Origin of the sequence: Methanococcoides vulcani (assembly GCF_900111645.1) — an archaeon.
GTDB lineage: Archaea > Halobacteriota > Methanosarcinia > Methanosarcinales > Methanosarcinaceae > Methanococcoides > Methanococcoides vulcani.
Window position 1 is genome coordinate 522694 of sequence record NZ_FOHQ01000001.1, and the last position, 17384, is coordinate 540077.

General features: G+C 44.4%; 20 protein-coding genes. 9 read left to right on the forward strand and 11 right to left on the reverse strand.

Features of this window, described 5'->3' with window-relative positions:
- Window positions 1–45: 45 nt before the first annotated feature.
- Window positions 46–3093 carry an FAD-binding and (Fe-S)-binding domain-containing protein gene (locus BMX02_RS02685; protein ID WP_091688809.1) on the forward strand — a complete coding sequence of 1016 codons (3048 nt, stop codon included), beginning with the start codon at window positions 46–48 and terminating at the stop codon, window positions 3091–3093.
- A 29-nt stretch (window positions 3094–3122) separates the two neighbouring features.
- Here BMX02_RS02685 and BMX02_RS11770 read toward each other — a convergent pair whose 3' ends face one another.
- The 3 genes from BMX02_RS11770 to BMX02_RS11775 all read right to left on the reverse strand — a co-directional run bounded on the left by BMX02_RS11770 (window position 3123) and on the right by BMX02_RS11775 (window position 3771).
- Window positions 3123–3287 carry a hypothetical protein gene (locus BMX02_RS11770; protein ID WP_167879277.1) on the reverse strand — a complete coding sequence of 55 codons (165 nt, stop codon included), beginning with the start codon at window positions 3285–3287 and terminating at the stop codon, window positions 3123–3125.
- 54 nt (window positions 3288–3341) lie between these two features.
- On the reverse strand, window positions 3342–3521 hold the full coding sequence (locus BMX02_RS02690; protein WP_091688811.1) for a TfoX/Sxy family protein: 180 nt from the start codon (window positions 3519–3521) through the stop codon (window positions 3342–3344).
- A 79-nt stretch (window positions 3522–3600) separates the two neighbouring features.
- Window positions 3601–3771, reverse strand: coding sequence for a hypothetical protein (locus BMX02_RS11775; RefSeq protein ID WP_394328873.1), 171 nt, complete (start codon window positions 3769–3771; stop codon window positions 3601–3603).
- A 241-nt stretch (window positions 3772–4012) separates the two neighbouring features.
- On the opposite strand from BMX02_RS11775, the gene BMX02_RS02695 reads away from it, so the two are divergent.
- From BMX02_RS02695 to BMX02_RS02715, 5 genes are all read left to right on the forward strand, one after another.
- Window positions 4013–4642: an ABC transporter ATP-binding protein gene (locus BMX02_RS02695; RefSeq protein WP_091688813.1), complete on the forward strand. Its 630-nt coding sequence runs from the start codon at window positions 4013–4015 to the stop codon at window positions 4640–4642.
- A complete protein-coding gene (locus BMX02_RS02700) occupies window positions 4643–5440 on the forward strand; it encodes an ABC transporter permease (RefSeq protein ID WP_091688815.1) in 798 nt (265 codons plus the stop codon).
- Between the two features lie 135 nt (window positions 5441–5575).
- A complete protein-coding gene (locus BMX02_RS02705; RefSeq protein ID WP_167879279.1) occupies window positions 5576–6103 on the forward strand; it encodes a YbaY family lipoprotein in 528 nt (175 codons plus the stop codon).
- A gap of 34 nt (window positions 6104–6137) precedes the next feature.
- Window positions 6138–6467 (forward strand): hypothetical protein, encoded by a 330-nt coding sequence (locus BMX02_RS02710; protein ID WP_091688819.1) that lies wholly within the window; start codon window positions 6138–6140, stop codon window positions 6465–6467.
- 20 nt (window positions 6468–6487) lie between these two features.
- Window positions 6488–8002, forward strand: coding sequence for a protease inhibitor I42 family protein (locus BMX02_RS02715; RefSeq protein WP_167879280.1), 1515 nt, complete (start codon window positions 6488–6490; stop codon window positions 8000–8002).
- 15 nt (window positions 8003–8017) lie between these two features.
- Here the strand turns inward: BMX02_RS02715 and BMX02_RS02720 are convergent, their stop codons facing one another.
- Window positions 8018–8560, reverse strand: coding sequence for a M23 family metallopeptidase (locus tag BMX02_RS02720; protein ID WP_091689109.1), 543 nt, complete (start codon window positions 8558–8560; stop codon window positions 8018–8020).
- A 66-nt stretch (window positions 8561–8626) separates the two neighbouring features.
- Here BMX02_RS02720 and BMX02_RS02725 point away from each other — a divergent pair, with 66 nt between their 5' ends.
- Window positions 8627–8926: a carboxymuconolactone decarboxylase family protein gene (locus tag BMX02_RS02725; protein ID WP_091688823.1), complete on the forward strand. Its 300-nt coding sequence runs from the start codon at window positions 8627–8629 to the stop codon at window positions 8924–8926.
- 74 nt (window positions 8927–9000) lie between these two features.
- Here BMX02_RS02725 and BMX02_RS02730 read toward each other — a convergent pair whose 3' ends face one another.
- Window positions 9001–9804: a 4Fe-4S binding protein gene (locus tag BMX02_RS02730; RefSeq protein ID WP_091688825.1), complete on the reverse strand. Its 804-nt coding sequence runs from the start codon at window positions 9802–9804 to the stop codon at window positions 9001–9003.
- 60 nt (window positions 9805–9864) lie between these two features.
- On the reverse strand, window positions 9865–10380 hold the full coding sequence (locus BMX02_RS02735; protein ID WP_091688827.1) for a gamma carbonic anhydrase family protein: 516 nt from the start codon (window positions 10378–10380) through the stop codon (window positions 9865–9867).
- A 394-nt stretch (window positions 10381–10774) separates the two neighbouring features.
- Here BMX02_RS02735 and BMX02_RS02740 point away from each other — a divergent pair, with 394 nt between their 5' ends.
- Window positions 10775–11026, forward strand: a complete 252-nt coding sequence (locus BMX02_RS02740; protein WP_244625032.1) for a DUF2769 domain-containing protein — start codon at window positions 10775–10777, stop codon at window positions 11024–11026.
- A 28-nt stretch (window positions 11027–11054) separates the two neighbouring features.
- Here the strand turns inward: BMX02_RS02740 and BMX02_RS02745 are convergent, their stop codons facing one another.
- The gene (locus tag BMX02_RS02745; protein WP_091689112.1) at window positions 11055–12035 is read right to left on the reverse strand and encodes a radical SAM protein; all 981 of its coding nucleotides are present in this window, start codon (window positions 12033–12035) and stop codon (window positions 11055–11057) included.
- 67 nt (window positions 12036–12102) lie between these two features.
- Complete coding sequence (locus BMX02_RS02750; protein ID WP_245725350.1) at window positions 12103–12594, reverse strand: DUF134 domain-containing protein; 492 nt, start codon at window positions 12592–12594, stop codon at window positions 12103–12105.
- Between the two features lie 354 nt (window positions 12595–12948).
- Here BMX02_RS02750 and BMX02_RS11780 point away from each other — a divergent pair, with 354 nt between their 5' ends.
- Window positions 12949–14247, forward strand: a complete 1299-nt coding sequence (locus BMX02_RS11780) for a DUF5667 domain-containing protein (protein WP_167879281.1) — start codon at window positions 12949–12951, stop codon at window positions 14245–14247.
- A 37-nt stretch (window positions 14248–14284) separates the two neighbouring features.
- On the opposite strand, the gene BMX02_RS02760 is transcribed toward BMX02_RS11780, so the two are convergent.
- The 3 genes from BMX02_RS02760 to BMX02_RS02770 all read right to left on the reverse strand — a co-directional run bounded on the left by BMX02_RS02760 (window position 14285) and on the right by BMX02_RS02770 (window position 17326).
- A complete protein-coding gene (locus tag BMX02_RS02760) occupies window positions 14285–14560 on the reverse strand; it encodes a hypothetical protein (RefSeq protein WP_091688834.1) in 276 nt (91 codons plus the stop codon).
- 92 nt (window positions 14561–14652) lie between these two features.
- Window positions 14653–16419: a hypothetical protein gene (locus BMX02_RS02765; protein ID WP_091688836.1), complete on the reverse strand. Its 1767-nt coding sequence runs from the start codon at window positions 16417–16419 to the stop codon at window positions 14653–14655.
- A 331-nt stretch (window positions 16420–16750) separates the two neighbouring features.
- Window positions 16751–17326 carry a flavodoxin family protein gene (locus tag BMX02_RS02770; protein ID WP_091688838.1) on the reverse strand — a complete coding sequence of 192 codons (576 nt, stop codon included), beginning with the start codon at window positions 17324–17326 and terminating at the stop codon, window positions 16751–16753.
- Window positions 17327–17384: the final 58 nt, after the last annotated feature.

A 17384-nucleotide genomic window follows, 5' to 3' on the forward strand; every position in this document is an offset into this window, starting at 1 on the left:
AAGTTTATATTGAAAAACGACCCACATTGTAAGGGGGAAGATCATATGGCAAAAAGCACAGCAAACCTCACCTCCTCCCAGGAGGAGGAACTCGGCGGTATATTTGGCGACCGCGTGAATTTCAGCAAACGTGAAAGACACTTCTACTGTCATGATGTCGGAGCACTTCCGTCAATGGCAAAGATGATGCTAGGCAACACTGATCCGGCCGCGATAGTAAAATTGCGTACAGAGGACGACATTGTCAAGCTCATGGATTTCTCACGAAAATATTCTATTCCTATTGTCCCCCGTGCCGGAGCATCATCCGGTTATGGTGGTGTTATTCCTACAAAAGGCGGTATCATTGCAGATGTCAACCTGATGAACGACATCATATCCATCGATCCTGAGAATATGACCGTAACTGTCGGAGCAGGTATCGTATGGGAACGCCTTGAGAGAAAGCTCAATGAAAAGGACCTTTCGGTCTGTGCCATGCCTTCAAGTGCCCCGGCTGCAACAGTAGGTGGCTGGCTTGCACAGAACGGTATCGGTTATGGTAGCTATGAATACGGCTGGTCACAGGACACCATGGTCTCTGCAAGAGCAGTGCTTCCAAACGGCGAGGTCAGGGATTTCACAGGCGATGAAATGGACAGCCTCATCGGAAGTATGGGTACTGTTGGTATCATTACCCAGATCACCCTGAAGATACGCAATGAGGAAGATACTGCATCTATCTCTGCGGATTTTGCTGATCCAGGGTCCATGCAGAAGGCTCTCCTGGAAGTAGCTGAAGAAAAAGTGCCACTGTGGTCTATCTCATTTATAAATCCCGATTGGGCAGGCATGAAGAATGAAATGCCATTTTCTACCCACCACGGCGAAACGGTTGTCGAGGACAGGCCGGAATTGCCTGCGTCATATATTTGTAACTTCATTTATCCTGGATCAAGGGATGTTAGTGCCCTTGAAAATATCATAACCCGCAATGGTGGCAAGATCCTTTCTGAAGATATTTCCAAACATGAAGCCAGTGAATGGTTCCGTTCCATGAAGGTCAAGAGGCTTGGACCTTCGTTCATCCCTGCGGAGATCATCGTACCTGTTGAAAAGGTCGGTAAGGTCTTCAATGAGATCAAAGCTAAGATCGATCTTCCTGTACTTATGGAAGGTATGGTCGCAAAGGACGGGAATGTGATCCTCCTCTGTTTTATTCCCCATTCCGAGAGATCGTTCAAGTTCAACCTTGCATTCCCACTTGGTATCAGCATTATCAAGATCGCCGAGGAGAATGGTGGTAGGATCTATGCTTCAGGACTTTACTTTGCTAAGGAGGCAGAAAAGGTCTATGGTGACCGTCTTAAGAAGATGCTGGCACTGAAGCAGCAGGTAGATCCGGATGATATCATGAACCCGGAGACCATCTCCGGTAAAGGCATCCTTAAGACCGGAATTGCATTCTCCAAGGCTTTCGAACCGATCATGAGATTCGTCGGAAACAGAAGCGGTGTAGGGAACGAGACGTTCAAAAAACAGAAGGATATCCCTGCAGACATCGTGTCCCATGCATACACCTGTGCACAGTGTGGTTACTGTGTTGAGGAATGTGACCAGTACTACGGTCGCGGTTGGGAATCCCAGTCCCCGAGGGGTAAGTGGTTCTTCATCAAGGAATACCTTGCCGGCAGGGACAAGATGATACAGGAGCAGGTCGACACTTTCCTTGCCTGTACGACCTGTGAGCTTTGTGACCACAGATGCCAGCTTGACCTTCCAATCAATGATTCCTGGATGACCATGAGGGAAGAACTGGTCGTAGAACGTGGCATGATGACCATCCCGCCGTTCGAGATCATGGCTTCCAGCCTGCTTAAAGAGCGTAACATCTGGGGAGAATACCTCAAGAACAGGGAAGAATGGCTGCCTGAGGACCTTAAGCCCAAGATCAAGGACAAGGCCGAATATGCTTACTTTGCAGGCTGTACCGCTTCCTTTGTGGAGAAGGATATTGCTGAAGCTTCAGTGCGTCTGCTGACAGATGCAGGTATGGAGATAACATATCTTGGCAAGGAAGAATCCTGCTGTGGTATCCCAATGCTTGCTGCCGGTAAGTGGGATGTTTTCGAGAAGATCATGAGAATGAACATCGAGAACATGAAGAAGAAGGGTGTAAAGACCGTTATCACATCCTGTCCTGCATGCTGGCTGGTCTGGGACACTTTCTATCGCCAGTGGGCGGAGAAGCTCGGCATCGAGTATGATTTCGAGGCAAAGCACTATTCACAGGTGCTTCAGGACAAGCTTGACGTCCTTTCTGAGAAGTTCGTAACACCTCTTGACAAGGTCGTCACAATCCACGATGCATGTCACATGGGTCGTGCCGGTGGTATCTATGAGCCACCAAGGGACCTGATCAAATCGGTTCCAGGCGTCGAACTGCGTGAAATGGAGCACAACAGGGCAGAAGGTCACTGCTGTGGTTCAGTGCTGACACTGGTTGCAGATCCGGATATTGCCAACGTAGTCGGTAACATGAGGCTGAAGGAGGCTGAGGATATCGGTGCTGACATTATGGTAGCTGCCTGTCCATGCTGTCAGGTACAGCTGAGAATAGCTGCAGAGAAGAGTGGCAGTCCGGTGGATGTCCAGGACCTTTCAGCAACCGTTGCCCGAAGTATGGGATATGATATTCCCGATACGACGAACACCGCACTTACAGCATGGGTGACATTCGACCAGATGATCGCGCTCCTCAAACCTGAGAACATGACCGACCTGATGGTGGAACTCTTGCCTCAGATGATGGCTGCAATGCCTGCTCCGCTGCGTGGTATGATGAAGATGGTCAAGTACGTGCCGGGCATGGACCTCATGATGAAGCCAATGATGCCTGTCATGATGCCAATGCTTTTGCCATCCATAATGCCAAAGGTGATGCCTGACATGCTCAAAGCTGTCGAGAAACGTGTTCAGATGTCCGATGACATGAAGGAACAGATGCCTGATCTCATGCCACAGTCAATGGAGAACCTGATGCCGAACATGCTTCCGCAGATCATCCCACTGCTGACGCCGAGGATGATCAAGTATATCAAGGAAGATATGTAAAACAGGAATGGGAAAGATGCTTCTTAGCATCATTTCTCGTTCTTTTTTGTATTCTTGGAAGCTGTTTTTTTCTTCTTTTCCTTTTTCTCTTTCTTCGGAAGGGAACTTACGTAACTGTACGATATGTCAAGCCATTTACGGAACTCGATCTCATCATCGTATACTGCCGGTGGTATCAGTGCATATTCTCTCATGCGCCTGCCGTTTGGTGTAAAAGGAGCTGCTTCATCGTACTCTTCATAGAGCTTTTACTGGTCTTCCTCTTGCAGGCGCAGCATGATGCCATCGCCATGAACGCCGATGAACATGTTACCATTTACAAAATAGACAGGACTGCCGAACATCTTCCGAAACTCAACATCATATTCGGAAACTGCTTCTCCGATCAATTCCCCAAGTTCCTCTGAAGCTTTCTTCCACGCTGTCATAATAAAAAAGATTGGGAAGATGGGATATATAAGTAACGTCAGAAATGTGTAATGTCAGTTCTCGTTCTCATCCGGCATCTCATATTTTCTGTGGACAGACGATCGATAGCTCCTCTGTTGCTCTTCTGATGGAGCAAAATCCTTTCTTTTCTGCCCGGACTGGTGTAGGGATGGTTTTTTCCAGCCGAGAAATTCCAAGTCTGTCTTTCAGTAGAGTTAAGCGCAGCTTCTCTGCTTTCATTCCAATCATATCGTTATTTAATTAGTCATATATTACAAGTGTTATTTTCATTCAACGAAAATAACACAAAATAATAACTCTGTATGAATGAATATGCAAAACATGTTATTTTTGGATAACTACTTTCATATAACATTCGTGTGCAGTAGTGTTTAAAATCATTTACTGGCAGTGACTGGTGTATTATCCTGCTGGGTCATAAGGATTTTCCTATAAACCTATCTCAACATCATAAGGTGACCAAAAGCTCATGAGTTCAGAACTTTTGAATTATAAAGATATCTCCATCAGTTATGGTGAGAAAAAAGTATTATCGCATTTCGATCTTGATATTAAACAAGGGGATCGGATCCTGTTGAAAGGCAGGTCCGGTGCAGGCAAGTCCACACTTTTAAAGATGCCAATGGGCTTTGCCCATCAAACAAGTGGAAACCTATATTTTAACAACAGTTTGCTTGATAGCAATACTGTATGGGATGCAAGGAAAAGGATCGCTTATGTATCTCAGGACCTTGACATCTATGAAGGTTCCGTTGATGAATTTATCGAGGAAGTATTTTCTTATTCGTTCAATGAAGGAAAACTTGACCGGACCAAGCTCAGAAGACTTCTTGTTTATCTGGGTTTTGAGAAGGATGTTCTTGATATGAATTTCGAAGAGCTCTCTGGTGGTGAAAAGCAGAGGATCGGCATTATAATGTCAGTGCTCATAGGAAAGGACATCTACCTGCTTGATGAGATCACTTCCTCCCTTGATGCTGCATTAAAGGAAAAGGTCGCTAATTATTTCCTGGAACGCAAGGAATGGACCCTGGTGATAATTTCCCACGATGATGTATGGGAAAAGGAAAATGTAAAGGTCGTACCGGTGGGTGTTTGAATGGAAATCTATGATATTAGCTATCTGTCTCTGGTAGCATGTTTTCTTTTGCTTGTAATACCTGTTTTTGTAAGTCAGTACCTTAAACTCGGGATCATACAGGATACAGTTGTTTCGGTTTCAAGGATGGTCGTACAACTTGCTTTTGTGGGTGTTTTCCTGACAGTGCTCTTTGATCTGAACAACTCAATTGTGAACCTTTTGTGGTTATTGGTCATGCTCATCATGGCAACCCATACTACAATAAGCGATGTCGGGCTTGATCTGAAGAAGTTGCTGGTACCAACTATATTTTCGTTTATAATAGGTAATTTCCTGGTACTTCTTTACTTCAATATGTTTGTGGTGAACCTCGAGAACCTTTTTGATGCCCGATTTTTGATACCCATATTCGGAATGTTCCTTGGAAATTCCCTTCGTGGCAATATCATAAGCATTAGCAGCTTTTATGATGCTATAAAAAGGAACGAGAATCGTTATCTGTACAGTTTGTCGCTGGGTGCGAAGAAGCATGAAGCAATTCTTCCCTATGCAAGAAAAAGTCTCGATCTGGCATTGAAACCCTCCATTGCAAATATGTCCACCATCGGTATAGTTGCATTGCCGGGAATGATGACCGGTCAGATCATTGCAGGTTCCAGTCCGATCCTTGCTATCAAGTACCAGATGGCTATAATGGTCGGGATATATGTATCCACTGTGATGACGGTAGCCATTGGCATATTTATGACGATCCGTTCAAGTTTTGACGAGTATGGTATCCTTAAGCAAGATGTCTTCAAGTCAACAAATGCCTGATCATACCATTCTCTTCTTTTTGTTCTTTTGTTGAATTTCCTGCTTCTAAGACTACGAATTATTTTGTAGCTTAAATAAATGATATATATCTACGAGCCATTTGTTCATTTAGTTAACATTAAGGAAATGATAAAAATGAATAGATATTTTGCATTAGGCCTGACACTTTTGTTAGTAATGGTCGTTGCATTTTCAATGGGCTGCACGGAAACCGCCTCCGATGGGCCGGCAGATGAGGTAATTGGAGCTGATGAAGTAGCAGATGAAGGAACAGACCATGAAGCCGATGAAGATGCTGAAGATCAGCGATCAGAAGAAAATGCTGTTCAGGGAATGATTATCTTCGATGAACCTGTGGAGTCCTTCTCTAATGCGACTATCTACCTGAAAGTTGAGGATGTAAGCCTTCAGGATGTTGCATCAGTTGTGATCTCAGAGGATACTATTACTGGTGTTTCCATGGATAGTGATAATATTGAGCCGGTATCATACCTGATCAATCACCCGGAACTTGACGAAAGAATGACATATTCACTGTCAGTACATGTGGACGTGGATGGGGATGGAAGCCTTTCAAATGGTGACTATTACAGTACCTGGCACAACTCTGTACCTACAGATCCCGGGGTACATGATCTTGATGTTCATGTGGAAATGATCTGATAATAACGTCTAAAGAAAAAAGGGGACTATCATTATGGACTGTGTATCAAATCCCGTAAACGTTGATAAGTTCCTGATCCTTCCTATTGCTGAAGGGTCAAGGACTGTAACTGAAGTGCTTTCAAGAGAAGGTTCTTTCAGGATACTGGAAGTGCTTTCGGAATATCCGCTTTCTGTCAGGGAAATTTCCCGGAAGACCGGTCTTCCTTTTGTGGAGGTTGAAAATAAGGTACTGGCTTTGATGGAGTCCGATCTTGTAGAGATAAAGAGCACATCCTCCGGTCTGGAGGGGAAAGAAGATATCTACGGACCTGCTAAAAGGTTTGTTGCATTCTCTTCTGAAGACAATAGTATGGTTGTATGAGATCAACCTCTGGTGCGAACATGGTCACTAAAAACGTTGAAAATAAGAACAAGGCTGAAACTGAAGATGCAGATCAGGAAAGTTCGGACAATGTAGTTGTGCTTCCGCTCAACGAAGATTCAAAGAAGATCACCCAGACGCTTTCCAATGAGAAGTCCCTGAAGATCCTGGACCTTCTTTCCGAAGAGCCCATGTCTGCAACGGACATTTCAAAAAAGCTCGGTCTTTCCATTACCACTATCAAGTACAACATTGACAGTTTGCTGGAAGCCGATCTTATCAAGGTACACAGGATAAAATGGAGTTCCAAAGGTCGTGAGGTCAAGATATACGAGCCGGTACAGAAACTGATCATAGTAGCTCCGGGGAACATGAATGTCAACAGGGCTTCCATAATCAGCATGCTACAACAGTATATCGGTGTTATCGGTGCTGCATTCCTTGGTGCTGCAGGGCTTCAGTATCTGTCAAGACCGGTTGCTATAGGGAATGGAGATGCCTTCACAGCACCTGCAATGATGGCGTATGATATGGAAGAGGAAGTCCTCCGTGAAGCACCTATGGATATGCTGGCTTCACCTGAAGCCGGTGAGGTCGTAGAAGAAGTTGCAAAGGCAGTTCCTGAAGAAGCGGCTCCTCAACTTATGGACAGCGTTCATACGTTCTTTTCGGACCTTTCCGATAACATCGGTCTCTGGTTCTTCCTGGGATGTCTTTTTGCGGTCCTGCTAATGGTAATAAAAGGGCGCTATTATGACAATGCCAGCAGTTCTACAAAGAGGTCCGTAAAACGCTATCTACTGCCGGTGATGCTTGTTGGTGTGGTGATGGCTGCACTTTCTGTGGGAATGGTTCCGGCAGAAGATGACCAATTCGTTTTCCCTGAGGTCGAGAAGATGCCCGCGGACTATGTTTTCACGGAAGAGGACAATGGCAGTACAGTATCAGTAAAAGCTGGAAGTATTGTACGTATCGATCTTGATGCACCTTCGGATGGCTACTGGGATCTTTCAGGACGTGATGACCTGTCCATAAAGGAAGAGGGATATGGATATTCATCATCATATAGCCCTGTGGATGATGATTCAGTCTATGGATGGACCTTTGAGGCCCTGTCCATTGGTGAGAAATCCATTATGGTGGAATACAATTCCTGGAACGGCCAGTCCTCTGTTCCGGAAGATTTCGAAATGACCCTGGTCGTGGAAGGGGATCATGAACTTTATCCTTCATTCATCGTGGATGGCTACTATTTCGGTAATGCGATCGAGATCAAAGAAGGTGAATGGATGCTTATCCGGCTGTTCGAATCCACAGCCGATACATATACCTGGAATATGACATTGACGGATGGTCTCCAGGTAAGAGGGGATGAATTCATCCCGCAATCAGAGGGGTCCCTTTATGGGCAGCATGAATGGGAAATTGAGGCAATTGCAGTAGGTGGGCAGAATGTCTCTGCTGTCTACATGCAGCCAGAGGTGAACCTTACAGGATACGAACAGACCCTTGACCTTACGGTCAGGGTCCTGTGATCTATTTCTTAAACTTTAATTAATTTCAATGGACCTCAAGTATTCAGTAGGGTCCAGTAGTTTTTGAGGCATTTTGTCCCCGAACCAATTGCCTCCGAGATAATCGCTGTCTTCAACGACAGGATCAGCTTCCCATAGCTCAAAGTGGAGCATGCTGGGATTCTTATTTTTTAATTTTTGGATATATTCGGGAGCATTCCCATCGATCTTGTCACTGTTCAGCACAGTCCCGACGTGACCGATCACCTGGCCGGCTTCAACTGTATCCCCGACCTTTATGTTCGAGGAACCAAGCTCGCCGTATTTGCAGAAAAGTCCGGAATGGTTCCTGATGATGATGTAGTAGGTCTCATTCCAGTAAGAGATCATTTCAGGAGATGTCATTATCCCAATGTCGGTAACTTCCCCGTTCTCAATAGCAATGACAGGTTCACCTTCAGGTGCATAAAGATCGATACCACAATGATGCCGGTCTTTTCTGTCTTCCCAGAAGCTCCCGCTTTCTCCGTTTTCCCGGAGAATGTTCTCTGTCTTGTCAGGTAAGGGAAATGTTCTCATGTATTTGTTGATTATGAACAAATTCATATATATTCCTGTCAGTCTTAACATGAGGTCGATCATAATATGTCAGAAAATCCACTTCAGGTAATTATCGATTCCGATGCAGAATTTTTCCAGCTTCTTGAGGAAACACGCGAGACTTCTTTCCCGGAAGATGGCATCCCCCTGAAATACAAGCTTCTTATGGCAATGGCCCTTGATGCATCAAAAGGTGCCGTGAACGGTGTAACCTCTCTTGCAGTACAGGCCATGGAAGCAGGTGCAACAAAGGAAGAGGTCATGCAGGCAGTAAAGGTCACCCATTACATCTGCGGTGTCGGAAGTGTCTATGTTGCTGCAAATGCTTTAAAGGATGTCCTTTGATCCTTTTTTCTATTTTCCTTTCCTGATCTTATCAGTCAGTGCAGGTCAGTTGTTCTTGATCCGTTCATTTTCACTCATCTTCCGCCATAAGGACGGACATGTTCCCATGTATTGTGGTATTCTTTAAAATCGTCCTTATTTTCATACATTGAAGCATCTTCCCTTCTGTAGGTCCTGCGATCCTCTCCTATCGGACAGACCTTTATGCAGATCCCGCAGGGCGATACATAGCGTTTGTTCAATTCATCGCTAAAGGAAGCACAGGCTTTCTTGTCGGTTATTCCCTGAGGATAATTCTTTTCCTCAAGTGCATTCGATGGACACATTCTAACGCAACGCATACAATGGTTGCATAGCTGCTCTTCCATGGTGTTGTCCGATTCGAGCTCAGCAGTGGTGAAAATAGTCCCAAAGCGTATCCTTGGGCCGTATTCAGGAGTAAGAATCGTGTTGTTCACTCCAAAGTTCCCAAGCCCGGCAAGGAATGCAGCATGTCTATGTGAAAAGAAAGCAACGGGATTATCCAGAAGTACCTTGATAGAGCCGTATCCGTCCCTTGGAACGAAGACTGAGGGGTATCCTTTCTCAGTAAGGAAGCTGGACAGGCGGTAAGTGTACTGGTCCAGCAGGCTGTTCATGGTTTTGTAGAGTTCCCTGTAATATATCGACGGGGAGGTCTCCAGTACCGGGAGGGTGACCGGCAGTCCGATGACGATCACAGACCTTGCTTCAGGGTAGATGGAATGTGGGTAGAACTCTTCCGGTATCCATGGTTGGAACAGGGGCTTTTCCCAGCGTTCAACATTGGCTACCCCTACCACAGGTATTTCCATTTCCCTGCACTTATCCAGAAGGGCTTCCTTCAGTTGCTGTTCCATAGGACCTCATTCCTTTGAATTGCATTCCCTTGAATTAATTAGTAGGTATGTGAAAAGCTATCAGCTCTTCTGCTGTTTCTTATATTCAGCTGCAAGCTCCACATATGCTGCAGCGTTTTCTTTGATCATACTAACATCCTCAGGGTTGGCTTCCCTTCTGACCTTTCCGGGAACTCCTGTGATCACGCTATTAGCCGGGAATTTCTTTCCGGGGGGAACTAAGGCATTGGCACCAACGATCGAATTCTCTCCGATCTCGACCCCGTCAAGCACTGTGGAATTCATGCCTATGAGGACATTGTTCCCGATCCTGCAGCTATGCAGGACTGCACCATGACCCACAGTTACGTCGTCCCCGATCTCGACCTTCAGGGGAGGGTCGGTATGGATCACTGAATTGTCCTGGATGCTTGTACGGTTTCCGATCTGTATCCTGTCCATGTCTCCTCGAATAACTGCATTGAACCAGATGCTTGAGTGATCACCGACAACAACATCTCCGATGATCTCTGCAGAATCCGCAACAAAAGCAGTTTCAGCGACAAGAGGTTCCTTGTCTTTGAATTTTGACAGCATGTGTATCACCTGATTAGATTGTTTATTTTTATCTGGGAATGGTCTTTCTTTCTCAGAATTGTAGCAAATTCGTCTTGTAGCTATTATATGAACTTATCTCTATGAAACCATTTCCTGTCTGTTCACATATGTTCCATAATGGTCAGATACTAGCCTGAGTTTCTCCTGAACGATATCCAATGTTCAATTTCCATTATCTGTTTATATGATGATCTGAAAAGTCATATTGGGGAAGGTACATTGTGGCGGATCACTACCGGATATTTATCAGATATTGACCGGATGGGCTGCAGTTTTCCACAGCATTGTAGTGTAGCAGGACCTGAGGATATTCCTATGAGTGGTCCAAAGATCGTATGAAAGACTAAATTGGGAGAAATGGGAGGATATATCTATGGAAATGAGCCCGGAAGAAATGCAGAAGAAAAAGGAAATGGTATTATCGATGTGTGTTTGCGCCAACTGTCCCTCGTGGGAGGAATGTGGGGAAGAGGGCGGATATTGTTTCCCTACGATTGCTAAAAGTGGCTGTATAACCGAGGAAAAGGGTTGTATCTGTGGAGGCTGCCCTGTTACTGAAAAAATGGGTCTTAAGAACGTATACTACTGCACACGTGGTTCTGAAAAAGAACAGCTTGGGATGTAATGTTCATCCCTTTTGAATTCTTTTTTAGTTATGCTGCCCGGTAGTACATTCCATTCTCGGATAGGATCTCAATGATCTTCTGTTCTTCGACAAGTCCTTCAATTATCGGGGAAAGGTCTTCTTTATCAATATCCAGAGATTGAACGACCTGCTCAAATGTACAGGGTCTTCGAAGTATGAGGTCATAGACCTCGTCCACAAGGTTCTCATGTTTTATGTTCGATCTCTTTCTTTTCAGGCCTTTCAGTACCAGTCTTACTCTTTCCCTTCCCAGTTCTTCATCGAACTTCTGTGCGATCTCCTTGAGCCGTGTTTCAGATACCGGGACAATAAAATCCTCAGCAGGTGGTCGGCTTGTGGTCAGTACCTCGATCTCATCCGGATCGATGTACCTGAGAACTTCGGCCAGCTTCTCGATCTCCTGCTCGCTTGAATTTGTAGGATAGTCATTACTCGAGTCAAGTAGCATGACCTCTATGGCAACCTTCGGACCTTTCATTTTCTGCAGTTCTCTCAGGCCTTCGATGATATCCTGAAGTTCGATCCCGGGTGCAGGTCTGTTGATGGCCTGGAAAGTATCTTCATTTCCTGATACCAGCGTAGCAACCACAAGATCTGCTTTTGAAAGGTTCTTCCTGACATCCTCTCTGTTCATGAGGGATGAATTCGTAATTACACAAATTGGAACATCGCTGATCTTTCTTATCTGTTCGATCATGTTACCCAGTTCCAGGTTCAGTGTAGGTTCACATGTTCCTGAAAATGTTATGTAATCAAGGTCATCCACTTTCTTGTGATAGTTTGTGATGCCATCGATCACTTCTTCAGTTGTTACAAGACCTGTAGCTTCTGAAGGGGTTGATATTTTCCAGTCCACATGTCCGAGCTGGCAGTAGACACAGTCGAAATTGCAGTTCTTCCTGAACTCGCCCTTTTTGATCACATCAATTCCAAGCGACCTTCCAAGCCTTCTTGAAAGGATTGGTCCGTAGATGATCCTTGATTTCATTTTTATCACATCTGTTGATGGCATTCCGGTTTTTCTGTGCGATTCTGCAGTTTACTTCTCTGCCTGATCATTTCCTGATCATAGGCTTCCCGCATTCCGGACAGGTCATCTGGGCACAGGGAACCCCTGGCTGGTGAACTTGTTCATAACCACAGCTCGGGCATTTACATTCTCCTCCGGGTCCGGCAGTTCCGGCGCCTTTACCTCCGCGGAATCCTCTTTGTCCCCTTCCCTGACCCTGATTCTGTCCTCCAACTGGTCCCTGACCCATCGGTCCTGTTCCGTCCTTTCCTGGCATTGTATAATCTCCTCCTTCTACTCGAATTGATTTTCCATGTACGAGAGCATCTGCAATCTTCTGCAGTGTTCTCTGGAGCGTCCTTTGAAAGGTCGACTGGTGTATTTCCATTGTTTGAGCTGCATTGTCCTGCTTCATCTTTTCAAGATAGCTCAGCCTAAGGGTTTCCAGTTCGTCAATGGTTATGTTGACCTCTTCCAGATCTTTCAGGTAAACACCTGATGGTTTGAAATGCCTTACATTGTGGTCAAAATTAACCATTCTTCTTTTTCTCGGGCGTCCCATAGTTATGCATTATAATGCATAATATAGATAAAGCTTTTGGATTTATTCTATGGATGTAACGGTTAATGGGAGAATGTTTAATGTGGGTGGGGTAGGGGAGGTGCAGATCTTACCCCCCGCACAGCACGTTGGGGATATATACAAAGAAAAATATGGCAACGGGGTTTTGCATATAATTCGCACAATAGAATATGCCCTCTAAAATGAATTATTAAATCTAAATAGTACATTCTATTATTTTTTAAATAGTATGTGGGTTGCAAATAAATAAGTGCTTTAACATAAATACACCATATATAATAAATTCCATTTCACAAAGGGGGATACAGAATGAGAACAATTATTCGATTTTTTATATTTATGCTTCTGACCGTAGCAGCGGTAAGTACTGCGAGTTGTTACCCTGTTACTGAAAATACAATAGAGACTGATGATACTTCTATTGATGCGGGGATCACACCGAATTCCCAATTGTATTTTCTTGACAAAGCAACAGATAACATCAATCTTGCACTGACCTTCGACCAGGACGAAAAGGCAAAGAAGGGACTGAACATTGCAAGGGAGCGGTTGCTGGAAACCAGGGAAATGATCAATGAAAATAATGTGGAAGGGGCACAAATTGCCAGATCTGGTCATGAAGATGTGATGAATGCAGTTCAGTCTTCCGTTGGTGAAATTGAACAGGATGATTCAATGGAAGAGATAGAGGATGAGATCATAATCGACAAGGAAGTTGAGGAGCATATCACAGAGATAGAAGATGTAATTGAAGAAACAAAGATCAAGATCGAGATAAAAGGCGACTTGACATCTCAACAACAGGAACTCATCAATTCCCTTCTAGCTGATATGAGGAGAAGTGCCGCAGAGGTGGAGATCGAAATTGAAAATGAGAAGGAAAAGACAAAAATAAAATTGAAAGAAGAAACCCAGAAGAGTGACGAAGAAATAGATGATGAGATCCAGAGGATCGAAAGTGATGTAGGGGTTTTCGAACTCCACGACAGAAGGATGAATGACATGCAAAGCAAAGCGCAGGAACATATCTCTGCTCTGGAGAAGAACGTCAACTGTGGCTTGTTGCCATCTTCTGTCGTCATTCCAGTTGATGTTTCAGAGTATTCTGAAGAAACCGAACTTTCCCCAAATGAAACGCTCCAGCTTGCATGGGATATCTTAAATGACTCCGAAACAAAGGATAACTGGGAGGATGCAAAAGACACAGCAGAACTGGCAAAGGACCTTGCGGACAAGGTAAACCAGAAATATGGAAGGGGAATCGGATTCTGGAGCAATAATGAAGAGTGTCCTGCTGCAGAAGAGGAATCCGACGAAGATGAGGATGAGGAAGAGATTGACATCGAGGTAGAAGTAAAGGATGACAAGGCAGAAGTAAAAATAAAGATCAATAAGAGTAAGGATGAATTTATTCTCAATACTACTAATATGGAAGAGATCATATCCGAGATCAAGAACAGAACCTCATTGACAGATGAACAGATCGATCAGTATATGGAGTTTGAGATAGAAGAAGACGATGAAGATGGGGAAGAGTCGGATGAGGTCGAAACTGAGGAACTACATGAAGAGGGTGATGAGGTAAAGGACGAGGAAGAGAAAGACTAAAGGTTTATGTTTATCAAAAACCTAACCTTTTTCACTTTTATTCAAAATACCTCACCAACACCTTCACCGTACCTTTCCCATAATTTAATTTCTTCCCATTCTTTATTTTATCCTTGATCCTCTTCAATGTACTCCTGTGTTCAATACCTATCTCCCGCACATCATCAGGAGTCAGACCAAGTACCCATTCATGAAAGTTCTTGATATCAAGATAGGTCTCAACCGCATTTCCTTCAAGCTCCTGCATATCAATATTGTTGGCTTCCTTCCCAATGTAAACAACGCCATCAGTATGGATATACCTGCGTTTCATCTGTCTAATTTCTTATTGCTATCCAGCGCCACTAAAAAAAGAAACCGGATGACCAAAAAGCGCCATTCAGCATTAATTCACCAAAAAAGCCCTTAGTACCCAAGTGCCATCCGAATAAGCACTATCAGTCCAACGAACAGGTTGAGCACGATCAATCCACCGATCACCATGGCACCCATCTTGATCTTTCCGGTATCCATGTCAAGGATGGAAAGGGCATTCTGGATGGAATCCATTGTGTCATTTGCTTTTGAAAGTGTTTCCTGGGATTCCGTCAGATTCGCATTCAGGTTGTCAAGTAGCTGGTCTATGCGTGGCTGCTCTTCTGTCCTGACGTTCTTCAGCACTCCGTGAAGTTCATCCAGTGTCTTTGGGATTATTCCGGGCTCTTCCACCCACTTGTTTGATAGGAGTTCGTACTTCCTTTCGAGCTTCAGGGACTGCCTGTAGTAGAAGGTCTTCTGAGCTTTGAGCAGGTCGTAGTTCCTCTGGTAGCCATCGAACTTTGTGCTGAGTGAAGCAGATATTATGGCACCGTGTGGCTGCATCGACATCATTGAGTATTTAGGCCCCTTCGCAACAGCCATTTTCATTTTTGAAATGGCTTCCATGCTGGGTTTTGCTATTTCGGGAGTGTAAGTGGCTGCTGCTGTACGCATTTCACGTTCTTCAACGGCCATATCTCTTGAAATTTCCCTGTCAATGTCCGTTCCGGAGGTTCTCTCTGCTCTCCTGATGAAATGATCGTCAGTTATCTTTTCATGCCTGATCGCTGTACCTGTCCTTTCGATCTCGGCTCGGTGTGGTTCTTCCTCTTCGATGAAACCATTGTCAGTTATTCTTTCATGCCTTATCGCCGTATTTGCTCTTTCAATATCGGTTCGGTGTGTTTCTTCCTCTCTGATGTCTTCTGCATGAACTCGTTCCCTTGCAATATCCTCGGCACGTGTTCCTTCCCTTACAAAATCGTCCCGGTGAGGTCTTTCCGTTGCAATGTCTTCGACATAGGGTCCTTCCTTTACGATATCACCTGCATGAATATTTGCTCCGGCAATGGATATGGATCCCATGTTTATGTCGAATTTCTTCTCCGGGAAAAGCTCAATGACATTTGCAAGCTGGGAAGTGACCGTATCCTTTCTTGCAATCAGTCCTTCATAATATTGCTTGTCCTTCCGGATCATCTCCAGCTGACCCTGTACGCTGGGGCTGAGATCGGCTATTGAAACCGGCACTTTTCTTTTCGTCACAAAAAGTTTCTTGATTTCCTTAAGCACTTCTTCGCTAACTTCCAGATTATCATCAAGGGAATCAAGTATATCCTCGATCATTGGCTGTTCAATGGTATTGAAGCGTTCAAGTGCTTCTTTTGCATTGTAGATACCATTGGCAAGGACACCCGGTTCCTGATAGAATATATCATGGATCTCTTTTCTGACAGATGCAAGTCTTGCCATTATCTGGAACTTCTTAATGACATCCTGCATATTGGACAACATGTCCCAGAAATCAAAGCTGAAATCGGTTACGTCTTCAACTCCCATTTCAGCAAGCTTGTTCTTAAGACGTGTCTCTTCCTGTCGAAGTGCATTCAGCCTGTCCTTTTCCTCATCCCAGAGATCATCTTCATCCCTTGGTGTCATTCTTCTTATTGTCAGCAGCTCTTCTGCTTCCTTAAGTGTTGATTCGAGCTGTTCCCCGACAGCTTCAATGGTCGAACCAATGACCGCAAGTGCCAGTCCTGCCTCTTCTGCTGCATTTCCGGCAGACTCTGCCGCATTACCTGCCTGGTAAATAGCTTTCCCGGCAGTGTATAGACCGCCTGTACAAACACCCGCAACGACATCAAACCATCCCATAACATTGCCTCCTATCTTAAGATCGATCTACAGAATACAACACAAATTCTCTGTCTAAATACAAAATAAAATAATACATTACAGTATCTGCAAGTATCCTGTTTGTTGCTCCCCGGTCAACATGGTGACCAGTTTACTTTTATATGCCTCGTCGGATATAAACATTGCCGACAGTTAATATAATTTTTATAAAATTTTTAAAAAAATGTTTGAGGAATTCTTTTCTCATAATGATCAAAAGACTGAGAATAACTGATATGTTTTTTCATTCCTCTTAAGGTATAGGCAAAAAAAGTAAAGCTGAATGACCGAGTATGGTCAAGTTCAGCCATCAATCAGTGATCTTATTCAGGAGCCATGCCATGTTCTGACCAAGAGTTTCCATGGTCTGGACGCCTTCTCCATCTGAATCCACATCGCCAGGCATGAGCCCCAGTCCCACGTTCCAGTAGCTTGAGCCCGGGATTATCATTTCAGATATCGTGAAGAAATGGTTGATGGAGTCGAAAGCATGGATTCCCCCTGCTCTTCTTACAGCCACTACAGCTGCTCCGACCTTGCGTTTGAAAAGCTCTCCATTTGCTTTACCAACGAATCCAGCCCTTTCGATCAGGGCTTTTGTTTCTGCACTCAGGTCTGCAAAATATGTCGGGGTTGCAATTATGATGCCATCGGCTTCGATCATCTTTTCAATACATTCATTGATAATGTCATTCTCAATGACACAACGCTTGTCCTTTTTATCAAAACATTTCATGCAGGCGGTACAGCCACGAACGGCATTACCACCAAGCTGGACAATTTCGGTCTCAATTCCTTCCTTCTCAAGTTCTTCCAGTACATGTCCGACAAGGCGTGATGTATTCCCTTCTTTTCTGGGACTTCCATTGAATGCTACAACTTTCATTATTGTCCTCCCCTTTTCCGAAACAAATAGAATTAACAATATGATACGAACATTATTG

Excerpts from the sequence above, each read along its gene's own strand:
- BMX02_RS02685 (WP_091688809.1), top strand. The coding sequence starts at position 46 with ATGGCAAAAAGCACAGCAAACCTCACCTCCTCCCAGGAGGAGGAACTC.
- BMX02_RS11770 (WP_167879277.1), bottom strand. The coding sequence starts at position 3,287 with ATGAGAGAATATGCACTGATACCACCGGCAGTATACGATGATGAGATC.
- BMX02_RS02690 (WP_091688811.1), bottom strand. The coding sequence starts at position 3,521 with ATGACAGCGTGGAAGAAAGCTTCAGAGGAACTTGGGGAATTGATCGGA.
- BMX02_RS11775 (WP_394328873.1), bottom strand. The coding sequence starts at position 3,771 with ATGATTGGAATGAAAGCAGAGAAGCTGCGCTTAACTCTACTGAAAGAC.
- BMX02_RS02695 (WP_091688813.1), top strand. The coding sequence starts at position 4,013 with ATGAGTTCAGAACTTTTGAATTATAAAGATATCTCCATCAGTTATGGT.
- BMX02_RS02700 (WP_091688815.1), top strand. The coding sequence starts at position 4,643 with ATGGAAATCTATGATATTAGCTATCTGTCTCTGGTAGCATGTTTTCTT.
- BMX02_RS02705 (WP_167879279.1), top strand. The coding sequence starts at position 5,576 with ATGAATAGATATTTTGCATTAGGCCTGACACTTTTGTTAGTAATGGTC.
- BMX02_RS02710 (WP_091688819.1), top strand. The coding sequence starts at position 6,138 with ATGGACTGTGTATCAAATCCCGTAAACGTTGATAAGTTCCTGATCCTT.
- BMX02_RS02715 (WP_167879280.1), top strand. The coding sequence starts at position 6,488 with ATGGTCACTAAAAACGTTGAAAATAAGAACAAGGCTGAAACTGAAGAT.
- BMX02_RS02720 (WP_091689109.1), bottom strand. The coding sequence starts at position 8,560 with ATGAGAACATTTCCCTTACCTGACAAGACAGAGAACATTCTCCGGGAA.
- BMX02_RS02725 (WP_091688823.1), top strand. The coding sequence starts at position 8,627 with ATGTCAGAAAATCCACTTCAGGTAATTATCGATTCCGATGCAGAATTT.
- BMX02_RS02730 (WP_091688825.1), bottom strand. The coding sequence starts at position 9,804 with ATGGAACAGCAACTGAAGGAAGCCCTTCTGGATAAGTGCAGGGAAATG.
- BMX02_RS02735 (WP_091688827.1), bottom strand. The coding sequence starts at position 10,380 with ATGCTGTCAAAATTCAAAGACAAGGAACCTCTTGTCGCTGAAACTGCT.
- BMX02_RS02740 (WP_244625032.1), top strand. The coding sequence starts at position 10,775 with ATGGAAATGAGCCCGGAAGAAATGCAGAAGAAAAAGGAAATGGTATTA.
- BMX02_RS02745 (WP_091689112.1), bottom strand. The coding sequence starts at position 12,035 with ATGAAATCAAGGATCATCTACGGACCAATCCTTTCAAGAAGGCTTGGA.
- BMX02_RS02750 (WP_245725350.1), bottom strand. The coding sequence starts at position 12,594 with ATGGTTAATTTTGACCACAATGTAAGGCATTTCAAACCATCAGGTGTT.
- BMX02_RS11780 (WP_167879281.1), top strand. The coding sequence starts at position 12,949 with ATGAGAACAATTATTCGATTTTTTATATTTATGCTTCTGACCGTAGCA.
- BMX02_RS02760 (WP_091688834.1), bottom strand. The coding sequence starts at position 14,560 with ATGAAACGCAGGTATATCCATACTGATGGCGTTGTTTACATTGGGAAG.
- BMX02_RS02765 (WP_091688836.1), bottom strand. The coding sequence starts at position 16,419 with ATGGGATGGTTTGATGTCGTTGCGGGTGTTTGTACAGGCGGTCTATAC.
- BMX02_RS02770 (WP_091688838.1), bottom strand. The coding sequence starts at position 17,326 with ATGAAAGTTGTAGCATTCAATGGAAGTCCCAGAAAAGAAGGGAATACA.